This is a genomic window from Niameybacter massiliensis (assembly GCF_001282685.1).
In the GTDB taxonomy this organism is placed as follows: domain Bacteria; phylum Bacillota; class Clostridia; order Lachnospirales; family Cellulosilyticaceae; genus Holtiella; species Holtiella tumoricola.
On sequence record NZ_LN875035.1, the window covers coordinates 2,223,467 to 2,236,226 of the forward strand.

Here is a 12,760-nt window from a genome sequence, read left to right on the forward strand (position 1 = left end):
TCTTTATCTTATTCTGTAATTTCTAATATTAATTTAGGGCAAAACTCCAAGTAATCTGCAGCAACTAAGTGGTACATTCGTTCATTGTAGCTTCCTTTTAAGGCTTTTTCCCATCCTGTTTCATCATGAAGATGACCATACATTACTTGTCGCACTGGATACTGCTCAATAAGCGCAGTAAAGGGTGAATCTTCTCTTTTGTCATTGGTAGGAGGATAATGAAGTGCCACTATTATTTCTTCTGCACCTTTTTTAATTCCATCTTGAAATGAAAGTTTTAAGCGTTCTTGCTCTCTTAAATAAATCTTTTTATCTTCCTGCGAAGCATCATCAAAGTGCATCCATCCTCTTGTACCACATATAGCATATCTACCTACTTTATAGGCGGTATTTTGAATAAAATAGATGGAATCATAGAGTGTATTTAAAACACCTATTTTCTCCCACCAATAATCATGATTACCTTTGATACATACCTTTTTGCCTGGTAACTGATCAATAAAATCCAGGTCTACCTTTGCCTCATTTAGTTTCATAGCCCAAGACAGATCTCCACAAAGAATAACAATGTCTTTATCCGTTACGAGCTGTTTCCAGCACGCCGTTAACCTAGTCACATGATTTTCCCATTTAGGTCCAAAGACTTCCATAGGCTTATCTGTACTCAATGCTAAATGCAAATCTCCGATTGCATAGATTTTCATTTTTTTACTCCTTTATATGATCGCCTTCTTAAAAAGTATCTTGAGCTATTATAACATAAGTCTTTATCTATTCCAATGTCCCTCACAATCCATCCCTCTAGGATTTTTGTTCTAAATATTGCAAAATACTATAAGGATTAATCCAAAATTCTACATTATCAGGTGTCTTCACTGCAATCCCTATATGAAGATGAACTGGAAATTGGCCAGTAGTTCCTTCTTCACCATAGCCACTATCTCCCATAAGACCAATTACTTCTCCTGCTTGTACCCGGTCACCTTGCTTTAAATTCTTCGCATAGGAATGAAGATGTGCATAGTAAAAATAGGCACCACTTTCACTCCGAATACCTACCCTGTATCCTCCTGTCTGATTCCATCCTATATTTTCAACAGTACCATCCGTCATACTTCTTATTTTAATTTGTCCAGATTCATTGGCTTTAGACATAATATCAATACCATAATGTAACCTATTTCCATTATAAGTTCTAGAGTCTTTCCATCCATTTTCATAGGTATACACATTTTTCTCCCTAATTGGAAAAGATTTAATATCATAGATAAATTGCTTGTACACATCTGTAGCATTGTCATACATTCCAAATTCATCTAAGAAATTCGTTGTATCTTTTTCTTTGATAGATTGTTCTATTTCAGCTAAAGGTGTCTCCTTATAAGACTCTACTGCCCATACAGCAAGTGTATGGGCATAGTCCTTTTTGTATTGAATAGAAAGTTCCATCAATCGCTTTAACGTGTCTCCACCTATTTCGAAATCTTGAATATGTTCAGTATAAGCTGATGTTACTTGTATAGTCGCTGGCGTTTTACTATCTACTTCTGCCTTTTTACTCCCCCCCCCAAAGCTTCCTGCACATTTCGTTAGGATTAATAGGATTCCTACTGCAATCAATAAAATACCTATAAACTTCTTTAAGCTCTCTGTTCCCTCTATCACTGCAAACTGCGTTCTACTTTGTCTAGTATTTGTTGTTGACTTAGATGCCGATCTCATCATAGATGGTCTATTAACTTTTGTAGCAGATCTCACTGGTGTCCCATAAGATCTTTCACGTCTATTCTTAGAAACTTGCCTTTTTCTCCCCATATCATAAGTCATTTGCCCTATAACCCGTTCAAATTTATTCATATAATCTCCCCTCTCTCTATTTATAAAAAAATAAAGAAGCATAAATACTATGCTTCTTCTTTAGTCATAAAACGTTGCAAAGCCCTTCCATTTTGATAATGGCATAAGTCTCCTTGCACAAAGCCTTCCTCACCCATCTTGGCGATAATTTCATCATGAATTTTCCACCAACTTGTATTCCAGTTAGCAAATAAAGTATATTCTTCTGGTGCTCTACCAATAATACGTTGCACTACAACCTTATCTGATAAATAACGTAAGAAAGTTATAACACGCTCTTCATATTCTTCTTTTGAAATCATTTCAAATTCACCTGCTTCATACTGGCGTCCCATCTTCGTATTCTTGGTAATGTATAAAGCATGTAACTTAATATAATCTATCCCTAAAACACTCATAAGCTTTGCATTTTCAATAACATCATCCATATTATCCCACGGCAAGTTTAAAATGAGATGGGTACAGATTTCAAATCCATAACGTTTAATACGTAAAACAGCATCTAGGTACTCACTTAAACCATGTCCTCTATTAATCTGCTTTAATGTATGATAATTCATTGTTTGCAAACCTAATTCAATACATACATCATAGCCTGTTTCATCTTGCCATTCTTTGATTGCCACTAGGTAATCTTCATGGATACAATCTGGTCTTGTTGAAATACTAATTCCAACTAACCCATCATATTTAATTTGGTCGAGTACCCCTTTAAATTGCTCGAGAGGCATATAAGTATTACTAAAATTTTGTAAATAAGCAATAAACTTATGTGCTTTATAACGCTTCCCTATATAGTCAATATTTTGCTTGAGTTGGTCCTGTATGTGTATCTTTGTATCAAGAAGTTCATAACCTATCCCTACTTCACTACAAAATGTACACCCTCCTGTGCCACAGTTACCATCACGATTCGGACACGTTACAGGTAAGTTTACAGGTATTTTATATACCTTTTCACCATATTTTTCTTTTAATGTATCTGCATAACGTCTATAAGCCATAACATTCTAGCTCCTTCGTTTTTCCTTTTATGGTAAAACGACTGACCTTGTTTGTCAAACAAGCCTTACATTATATATATATATACAAATTGGTTATATATTCCATGTTAGCTTATTTTGTATAAAAAAAAAATTTTTATCTATACTATTAAACATAGATTTTATCAATTCTCTAAAAGAGGTGGAAGTCATGGATACAAAAGCTTTAGATTATATTGCACTTACTTTAGTTATTATCGGTGCTATTAACTGGGGTCTTATTGGATTTTTCCAATTTGATTTAGTTGCTATGTTGTTTGGCGGAATGGCATCATGGATTAGTCGTGTGATTTATGCAGCAGTGGGTATTGCTGGTCTTTACGCACTCACTATGTTTGGAAAAATATCTAATAGTCGTATGAATAGTTAATTTTTAGATAACTAGATAGAATATCTATCTAGTTATTTTTATACCAATTTTTATTGAAATTTTTATAAAACTTTTTTTAAATTTAAAGGATATTTTAGGCAATATGTTGAATATGTATATTAATAAATCATATTAGGGGTGATAACCATGATACAGATTATTACAGGTCAAACAGGTGAAGGTAAAACAAAACAAATGATTGATTTAGCAAACGAAAGATGTCGATCATTAGATGGTCATATTGTTTATATTGATAGTACAACCCAGCATCGTTTCGCACTTTCTCATCACATTCGTCTTATCGAAACAACGTCTTTTCCTATTAATGCCCATGATTTCTTCGGTTTTCTATGTGGTATCTTATCTAGTAATCATGATATTGAACTTGTCTTTATTGATGAACTTATTCAAATCACCCAATTCGGTATCGATGAATTAGCATGTTTCATTGAAAAACTTAATAAGTTATCTGATAAATATGATGTTAATTTCGTCGTTGGTGCTTCTTGCTCAAGCAAAGAAATTCCTGCTGCACTTTCACCATATCTAGTAGCTTAATACGCTCATTATAAAAATAGTAGGGTCGTCATTATAATACTTTATAATGACGACCCTACTATTTTGTACAACATCTAAAAACACATATTGTAAATGGATTCATACAATATCTTGTTTCTTGAACTTTAAGGTGACATCCTATAAAACTTTGGGATTGTGATGTATCAATAATCAGTTGCCAACCTTGTTCTTGTTTTGGTAAATCAAATACAAGAGGCTCAATATAATTATTCATCATAATATACAGTTTTTCTGAACCTACTTCTATTTGCTCAGCTAAGCTACAAGAATAATACGACCAATCTGGTTCGTTATAATTGACCCCATGAAAAGTAATTTTTAGTTGTTCTTTATTTATTGCTTTAAAACAATTACTTTCTTTCCTAAATTTAATCATTGATTTTACAAATTCTAGAATTTCTTTATTTTTCTCCGTTAAGCTCCAATCTACCCATGTGACTTCATTATCTTGACAAAAAGCATTATTATTACCTTTTTGCGATCTTCCCAACTCATCTCCCATCAAAAGCATAGGTATTCCTTGTGAGAGTAACAATAAAGCAAAATAATTTTTTATACGTTTTTTTCTTATCGAGATAATTTTCTCATTCTGTGTTTCGCCCTCTTCTCCACAATTGTAGCTATAGTTATTATTATTGCCATCTCTGTTTCCTTCACCGTTTAACCTATTTTGTTTATATTGATAAGAAACAAGATCCCACATTGTAAAGCCATCATGTGCAGTAATAAATTGTATCGTATGCGTCTTATTTTTCCTAGTATCTTGAAATTGTATTTCACTCCCTGTTAAACACTTTGCAACTGCATTAGTCATACCTTGGTCGCCTCTTACAAATCGACGCATAGTATCTCTATAACAATCACTCCATTCTGCTATAGGGTATGGCATACGCCCTACATCATAGGCACCTTTTGCATCCCAACATTCAGCAATAAGCTTTACATGTGATAAGATAGGATCATTGGCAATATCCTCCATAATCGAACCAGCATACCAATTACCAACTTCATTTTGCATTAAAATAGATGCCAGATCAAATCTAAAGCCATCAATCCCCATACACACAACCCAATAGCGCAGACTATCTAGAATAAGTTGCTTTGTCACAATATGCTTATTATTGAGTGTATTACCTGTACCAGCATCATTACGATGATAGCTCCCATTCCATTTATAATATACTTCTGGAGCTAATGCCTTAAAATTAAAGACTTTCCCGTCTTGTCCCCCTTCACCTGTATGGTTATATACTACATCTAAAATAACTTCCATACCATTTTGATGAATAGCCTCTACAAATTTCCTAAATTCTTTAACTTCTCCAAGGGCCCCTCTATCCATTGCATAGACTTCTTGAAGGGCAAAAAAGGAAATACTATTATACCCCCATTCATCTTGTAAAGTTTCTTGAGTAATAGGATGTTTATTAGAAAGTGTATGCTTATTCCATTTAAAAATTGGCATTAATTCTAAACTAGTAACACCCAACTCTTTTAAATAGGGTAATTTTTTTAATAAGCCTTCAAAAGTTCCTCTTTCCCTATTTTCAATTTGACTTGTAGGACTTTTTGTAAAAGCACCTACATGCATCTCATAAATGATTGTTTCTTCCCATGGAATAAAAGGACGTTCTCCTTTATATACTTTATCATTGACAACGATATTCTTATAATGATTACTCCCTTTAGGAAAAGCTGACAAACTTCTAGCATAGGGATCAATAAGAGGTATACTCATCTCTCCTTTTTCTGTAACTGTCTGCCAGGTGTAAGCAAATCCCTCTTCTACACCTTTGATACTTATACAAAAAACATCCCCCATGCAAGAAGTCTCACGATCAAGAATTACTTCTACTAGTGGTACTTCTTCGTAAACAAATCTATAAATTTTAAGGATCATACAACGTGCAGTTGTTGCGTAGATTCCAAAATTGCACCGATCTCTAATTAGCTTACACCCCAACAAGGGAAAACCCTTCTCTATTTCAAACATAAGCTCCCTCCCTACTTGTGTGTTTAGAAAATATAAATCATTATATAGTCTACCATATTCTGGTAATTTTATACAGATAAAATTCAAGTCTTGCAAATTTCTTTCGCTATGTTATAATAATAACCAATTATATAGTCTAAAAATGTTGATAAAGATTGAGTAGTAATAGACTTGCCTTTTCAGAGAGCATACGGTTGGTGCAAGTATGCAGGAATCTATTATGAATTACACCTTTTGAATTGCACATATGTGCCGGTTACATACCGTTATCATGTTAGAGGCAATGTATTTTGCGAACAAAGGTGGTACCACGGGTGATCTCGTCCTTTTTATAAGGCGAGGCACCCTTTTTTTATTAACTTTTTTAATTACTCTAGACAACTTATTAGGAGGATTTTAAGAATGAACGTATTTGATACCTTAATGGAACGTGGATTTATCCAACAAACAACACATGAAAAAGAAATTAGAGAACTGTTAGAAAAAGAAAAGGTAACTTTCTATATTGGTTTTGACCCTACTGCTGATAGTTTACACGTAGGTCATTTCGTAACAGTTATGGCTATGGCTCACATGCAACAAGCCGGACATCGTCCAATCGCCCTTTTAGGTGGCGGTACAGGTATGGTTGGTGACCCAACTGGTAAGACAGATATGCGTAAAATGCTTACTCCTGAAATTATTAAACATAACGTAGCTTGTTTTAAAAAACAACTTTCTCGTTTTATTTCTTTTGATAATGAACAAGCAATGATTGTTGACAATGGAGATTGGCTTCTTAATTTAAACTATATCGAATTCCTTCGCGAAGTTGGTGTACATTTCTCTGTAAACCGTATGCTTACAGCTGAATGTTTCAAACAACGTCTTGAAAAAGGTCTTTCTTTCTTAGAATTTAACTACATGCTTATGCAATCTTATGACTTCCTAGAGCTTTACAGAAAATATAACTGTAAATTAGAACTTGGCGGTAACGACCAATGGTCAAATATCCTTGGTGGTGTTGAACTTGTAAGACGTCTTCATGGCGATACTGCATTTGGTATGACTTTCTCTCTTCTCACAAACAGTGAAGGTAAGAAAATGGGTAAAACAGAAAATGGTGCTGTATGGCTAGATGCTGAAAAAACATCTCCTTACGACTTCTACCAGTATTGGAGAAACGTAGCTGATGCTGACGTTAGAAAATGTCTATGCCTTCTTACCTTCCTTCCAATGGATGAAATCGATGCACTTTGCAGCGTAGAAGGTGCCGAAATTAATAAAGCAAAAGCTAAACTTGCTTTTGAAATTACAAAAATTGTTCATGGTGAAGAAGAGGCTGCAAAAGCACAAGAAGCTGCTCAAGCTGCTTTTGCTGGTAAAGGAGCAAGTGGTTCCCTACCAACTACAAATTTAAATGCTGACCTTTTTGCTGAAGGTCTAGATATCATTAGCCTTCTTGTAGACCATACAGGAATTGTTGCAACACGTTCTGAAGCACGTCGTCTCCTTACACAAAACGGTATTAAAATTGAAGGAAAACCTGTTGAAGCCATTGACTTCAAAGTAACTACTGATTTATTCAACGATGGTGCTTTAATGATTCAAAAAGGTAAAAAAGTATTCCATCAAGTAAATCTTGTTTAATCTTAATCTATAGATAATAAGAGGGCTACCCAACTGGTGGCCCTACTTTATTTTATTCAATAACTTTATTCTAGGAAGCTTCTTCAAATGAGTTATTTTATATCTCTATTTAAAGAATGAGGTGATAATTATATTTAATGATGTAGATTTAAAAATAAAAAAACATAATAAAATACTTTTTACACGAGATAGTGACTGTTTACAAGAACTTCGAAAACTTATCTGCCTCCAAAAACATACCACGCTCATCATGTGGATATTTGACTGTCTACAAATCCCTCTAGATGAAATAAAGACAGCCTATCCAAACGAATCTGAGTCACAAGCGGCTTTTATGCTATCCGATTTATGGGCAAGAGGTGAAGTCAAAATGCCTGTTGCTAAAAGAGCTATCTTAGATTGTCATGCTGTTGCAAAATCTATAGATAATGATTACTTTATTGCACTCTACCATGCTGTTGGTCAAGGATGTGCAACTGTCCATGTAGAAACCCATGCCTTAGGTCTTGTTTTTTATGAGCTCACTGCTATTGTCATCAAAAATAACTATCAGAACTATCAATATGAGGTTACTAAAAAAATACAGTACTATATGAATCGCTTACTATGGTGGCAAGAAAACATTGAGGTATTTGAGCACCAGAGAAGTTGGGCAAACTTCTTAGTTAAACCTAATAAACCAAATAAAGAAGCTTTATTATATGTTAAGGATACTCATGCTAAAGGTAAGCTTTAAAATAGCAAAAAAGGATCGATTACACTTTCACAAGTGATCGATCCTTTTTTGCTTAGTATCTTTTAGCACTCTTCTCCATTAAATAGATCCCCCATATATCGCATAATCAATAACCTGATAAATGCCACCGTTGGGACACCTAATAGAATACCAACCAAACCAAAAAGTTTCCCCCCTATAACAATTGCTAAAAGGACTGCTATAGGATGAAGCTTGACAGTTTTACCCATTACCTTCGGCACAATGAACCAGCCATCTATTTGCTGCAAGATCATTACTGCAATTACCGCATAGACACCTCTAATAGGATGTGGACCTATAAAACCAATAAGACCTGCTAAAATAAAGCCTACAACTGGTCCAAAGTATGGAATAAGATTAAATATTCCTGAGATAACACCGATGATAATCGCAAAATCTATGCCTATTACCATTAATGTCACACTAATCAACGTCGCCATAATAACTGCATCAATTAATTGCCCTCTAATATATCCAGAAAAAACATAGTCTATATCACGTCCTATATCTCTTACTTCACTTTCCATTTTATCTGGCACAATTAAACTTAAAAAGCGATTATATATACGAAGCAATTTAGTTTTATCTTTAAGGGTATAGAAGGCAATGACAAAGCCAAGGCCAAGGTTAAGCAAGTTGCCCCCTAAATTTGTAAGGGTATCTACCCCCTTGCTACTAAGCCAATTTACAAAACTATTAATACCTTCATAAACACGTCCAATCAAGTCTCCCCCATTTTGTAAGAATGGTAACTTTGATGTTGCAAAATCCATATTTTGAATCATACTTGTAAAATACTGTGCATATCCAGTCAAACTATCTTGTAAATTCTGAATTGCCCCTCCCCCTATAACCTTTCTTACATTCATCACAATGACTAAAGTAAATAGTAAAACAATAAGGATAAAAGTAAGTAAAGTAAATAGCGTTGGCCAGCTACGATTCACAGACTCTTTGTGAAAAATTCTTTTAATCCATCTTTCAAAGAAATGTGTAAGTGGATCTAAAAGATAGGCTATAATTATACCAAATATAAGCGGTTTAAATAAGTCAAACAACCACTTTACAAAAGTCGCTATATATCCCCCCATGAGTTTGAAATTAATAAGCAAGAAGGCACCTAAGATGGTGACAAGTATACTTACAACAATATAAACACTAATTGTAAAATACTTATTATTTTTTTCAAATTTCATCGGGTTACTCCTTCTTAGTAATTTTTCATTTCTTTAAGAAGGTCTAAAAGGAATTCAAAAACACGTTCCATAGAACTAATACTTGCACGTTCTTCTGGTGAGTGAATATCATAAGCATTTGGTCCAAAAGCAATCATATCTACACCTGGCATCTTCTCAAGTAAGAAACCACATTCAAGCCCTGCATGAATCGCTTTAATTTCAGGTTTTTTATCATATTTTTGTTCAAATACTTGTGTTGCTAATTCACGGATTCTAGAATTTGGTGCATATACCCATGCAGGATAATCGCCTGCTACCGTACATTTTGCCCCAATGTTTGCTGATACACGTTCAATCTTACGAATAATATTTTCTTTCTTAGTTGGTACTGAACTTCTTACAGCTAATACAATATGCATTGCATCTTGTTCTAATTGTACTACACCAATGTTTAATGAACTTTCTACAAGCCCTGGAATCTGCATACTATAAGCCATAATCCCATGTGGAAGTGTCATTAATAAATCAATAATTTGTTGAGTTTGTCCTTCTGTAATACATGCTTTTGCTTCAGTTTCTACATGAGTAAACATTTTAAGCTCTGGATCTTGCTTTTCATATTCTGTCTTAAAAGCTTGCTCCATTGTTTGAAGGATGCTTTCTACTTCTGATTTTTTATCCACTGGTACATAGAAAGAAGCTTCTGCTTCACGTGTTATAACATTATCCTTGCTACCACCCACAAATGTTGCAAGACGTATAGGCATTGTTTGACGCACACGGTCTAATACACGTCCTACAAGTACGTTTGCATTGGCACGTTCTTGGTGAATATCTGCCCCTGAATGCCCACCTGTTAACCCTTTAATATTCACATTGAAAAGTGCAAACTCTGCTGATGTAGCTTCATAAGATACTGGTAAATCTACATGTGCTTTTGCCCCCCCTGCACAGCTTACAAGAAATTCTCCTTCAATGTCTGTATCAAGGTTTAATAAGACTGTACCTTCTAAGTATTCTGGATGAAGATTTGCAACACCATCCATACCTGTTTCTTCTGCTGTTGTCATAAGTGCTTCAATAGCTGGATGTTCGATTGTATCATCTGCAAGTACTGCCATTTGATAAGCAATAGCAATACCATTATCAGCTCCTAATGTTGTACCATCTGCACGAATAAAGTCACCATCTACAACAAGTTTAATGCCTTCAGTTAAAAAGTCATGGTTCGTATCTTTGTTTTTTTCACATACCATATCTAAATGTCCTTGTAAAATAACAGTTGGTGCATTTTCATAACCTTTTGTTGCTGGTTTCTTAATATAAATATTATTCGCTTCATCTTGCTTAACATCTAAATTAAGGCTTTTTGCAAATGCCACCATATAATCACTAATTGCTTTTTCATTACCAGAACCTCGTGGAATACGGCTAATTTCTTCAAAATAATACATTACCTTTTCTGGCTTTAGGTTTTCTAATACTCTAGTCATGTTAAAACCCTCCTTAGTCTTCTTTATTTATTATTGTACTTAATTATTCTAAATTTATCCATTCTCTTTTACTACTTTTTTAAGTAAATGTAAGAAAATAGATAAATCACGTTCCTATTGTTCTCATTATTGCAGAAATCAGAATGGTGTTAGTCTATAAAATTGGGGGCAAATTTTATATTTTGCCCCCAATAAATTCCTTTAGTTTTTAAAGCTATGGATAGGTGCTGGCACTCTACCCCCTCTTGCAATAAAGCGTTCACAACTATAGCGATTCACTGGCATAATGGGTGCACGACCTAATAGTCCACCGAATTCTACACTTTCACCTACATCTTTACCACATACAGGAATAATACGTACAGCTGTTGTCTTAGCATTGATCATACCAATAGCCATTTCATCTGCCAAAATACCACTCAATGTAGCTGCACTTGTACTTCCTGGTACAGCTACCATATCAAGTCCTACCGAGCATACACATGTCATTGCTTCTAATTTTTCAAGTGTTAACGCACCTACTTCTGCTGCTTTAATCATGGCATGGTCTTCACTTACAGGAATAAAAGCACCACTTAACCCACCTACATAAGAAGAAGCCATAACACCACCTTTTTTAACACAGTCATTTAAAATGGCAAGGGCTGCTGTTGTTCCTGGAGCACCTGCCATTTCAAGTCCCATCTCTTCAAATATTTCACCTATACTATCTCCAATTGCTGGTGTAGGCGCTAAAGATAAGTCGATAATACCAAATGGTACACCTAGTGTATCAGCAGCTTCTTTGGCTACCATCTGGCCTGCACGTGTAATTTTGAACGCTGTACGTTTAATCGTTTCACACATTGTTTCAAAATCTGCTTGTCTTACATGCTCTAAAGCTTTCTTTACAACACCTGGTCCACTTACGCCCACATTGATAACTGTATCATGTTCTCCAACACCATGAAATGCACCTGCCATAAATGGATTATCTTCTGGTGCATTACAGAAGATTACAAGCTTCGCACAACCAATACTTTCTCTCTCTGCTGTATACTCTGCCGATAGTTTAATAATCTCACCCATACGTTTAACTGCATCCATATTAATCCCTGACTTGGTACAACCTACATTAACAGATGCACACACATGTTCTGTTACACTTAAAGCCTCTGGAATGGATTCAATAAGTACTTTATCTGATGGTGACATCCCCTTTTGTACAAGTGCAGAAAAACCACCAATAAAGTTTACACCAACAGCTTTTGCTGCACGATCTAACGCTTTGGCAATAGGTACATAAGAATCTGCTTTTGTTGCACCACCAATAAGAGCAATAGGTGTTACTGAAATACGTTTATTAACAATTGGAATACCATATTTCTTAGAAATTTGTTCGCCTGTTTCTACTAAATCTTTGGCACAAGTTGTAATTTTGTTATAAATATTTTCACAAAGTTTATCCATATCATCTGAGATACAGTCTAAAAGACTAATCCCCATTGTAATCGTACGAATGTCTAAATTGGCCTCTTGAATCATCTTATTCGTTTCTAATACTTCTAATCTTGAAATCATTGTTTTTCCCCTTCCTGAGCTTAAATACGGTGCATAGAGTCAAAAATATCTTCATGTTGTAAACGAATATCAACTTCTATGGCTTTACCAAGTTCAGTAAGCGCATCTACAACTTCATTAAACGAAACAGTACAATTTGTAAGGTCTACAATCATCATCATATTAAAATAACCATGTAAAATAGTTTGTGAAATATCTAAGATATTCACTTGTTTTTCACTCAAAAGTGTACAAACTTTGCCTATAATCCCTACTTTATCTTTTCCTACTACTGTAATAATCCCTTTCATTGTGAGCCTCC

At 34.6% G+C, this 12,760-nt stretch carries 12 protein-coding genes and 1 other annotated feature; of the genes, 4 read left to right on the forward strand and 8 right to left on the reverse strand.

What is annotated here, in order from left to right; all coding sequences use genetic code 11:
- Positions 1-8 precede the first annotated feature (8 nt).
- The 3 genes from BN2390_RS16090 to BN2390_RS16100 all read right to left on the reverse strand — a co-directional run bounded on the left by BN2390_RS16090 (position 9) and on the right by BN2390_RS16100 (position 2,861).
- Complete coding sequence (locus tag BN2390_RS16090) at positions 9-704, reverse strand: metallophosphoesterase (RefSeq protein WP_053985330.1); 696 nt, start codon at positions 702-704, stop codon at positions 9-11.
- Positions 705-801: 97 nt separating this feature from the next.
- Positions 802-1,857 (reverse strand): M23 family metallopeptidase, encoded by a 1,056-nt coding sequence (locus BN2390_RS16095; protein ID WP_053985331.1) that lies wholly within the window; start codon positions 1,855-1,857, stop codon positions 802-804.
- 47 nt (positions 1,858-1,904) lie between these two features.
- Entirely contained in the window at positions 1,905-2,861 is a 957-nt protein-coding gene (locus tag BN2390_RS16100) for a tRNA modification radical SAM protein MnmL/YtqA (protein WP_053985332.1), read from the reverse strand.
- 190 nt (positions 2,862-3,051) lie between these two features.
- Here BN2390_RS16100 and BN2390_RS16105 point away from each other — a divergent pair, with 190 nt between their 5' ends.
- Together BN2390_RS16105 and BN2390_RS16110 are read left to right on the forward strand one after the other, a co-directional pair.
- Positions 3,052-3,270 carry a DUF378 domain-containing protein gene (locus tag BN2390_RS16105; RefSeq protein ID WP_053985333.1) on the forward strand — a complete coding sequence of 73 codons (219 nt, stop codon included), beginning with the start codon at positions 3,052-3,054 and terminating at the stop codon, positions 3,268-3,270.
- A 147-nt stretch (positions 3,271-3,417) separates the two neighbouring features.
- The gene (locus tag BN2390_RS16110) at positions 3,418-3,828 is read left to right on the forward strand and encodes a hypothetical protein (protein WP_053985334.1); all 411 of its coding nucleotides are present in this window, start codon (positions 3,418-3,420) and stop codon (positions 3,826-3,828) included.
- 58 nt (positions 3,829-3,886) lie between these two features.
- Here the strand turns inward: BN2390_RS16110 and BN2390_RS16115 are convergent, their stop codons facing one another.
- Positions 3,887-5,842, reverse strand: coding sequence for a glycogen debranching protein (locus tag BN2390_RS16115; RefSeq protein ID WP_053985335.1), 1,956 nt, complete (start codon positions 5,840-5,842; stop codon positions 3,887-3,889).
- Between the two features lie 136 nt (positions 5,843-5,978).
- Positions 5,979-6,173 (forward strand) — a binding site (T-box leader).
- 71 nt (positions 6,174-6,244) lie between these two features.
- Here BN2390_RS16115 and tyrS point away from each other — a divergent pair.
- Positions 6,245-7,471, forward strand: a complete 1,227-nt coding sequence (gene tyrS, locus BN2390_RS16120; protein WP_053985336.1) for a tyrosine--tRNA ligase — start codon at positions 6,245-6,247, stop codon at positions 7,469-7,471.
- 121 nt (positions 7,472-7,592) lie between these two features.
- Entirely contained in the window at positions 7,593-8,207 is a 615-nt protein-coding gene (locus BN2390_RS16125) for a putative immunity protein (protein ID WP_330373807.1), read from the forward strand.
- A 62-nt stretch (positions 8,208-8,269) separates the two neighbouring features.
- Here the strand turns inward: BN2390_RS16125 and BN2390_RS16130 are convergent, their stop codons facing one another.
- From BN2390_RS16130 to BN2390_RS16145, 4 genes are all read right to left on the reverse strand, one after another.
- Positions 8,270-9,424, reverse strand: a complete 1,155-nt coding sequence (locus BN2390_RS16130; protein ID WP_053985337.1) for an AI-2E family transporter — start codon at positions 9,422-9,424, stop codon at positions 8,270-8,272.
- A gap of 14 nt (positions 9,425-9,438) precedes the next feature.
- Positions 9,439-10,899: an aminoacyl-histidine dipeptidase gene (locus BN2390_RS16135; protein ID WP_053985338.1), complete on the reverse strand. Its 1,461-nt coding sequence runs from the start codon at positions 10,897-10,899 to the stop codon at positions 9,439-9,441.
- A gap of 201 nt (positions 10,900-11,100) precedes the next feature.
- Positions 11,101-12,459 (reverse strand): PFL family protein, encoded by a 1,359-nt coding sequence (locus BN2390_RS16140; protein WP_053985339.1) that lies wholly within the window; start codon positions 12,457-12,459, stop codon positions 11,101-11,103.
- Positions 12,460-12,479: 20 nt separating this feature from the next.
- Positions 12,480-12,749 carry an ACT domain-containing protein gene (locus tag BN2390_RS16145; protein WP_053985340.1) on the reverse strand — a complete coding sequence of 90 codons (270 nt, stop codon included), beginning with the start codon at positions 12,747-12,749 and terminating at the stop codon, positions 12,480-12,482.
- Between the last annotated feature and the right edge of the window lie 11 nt (positions 12,750-12,760).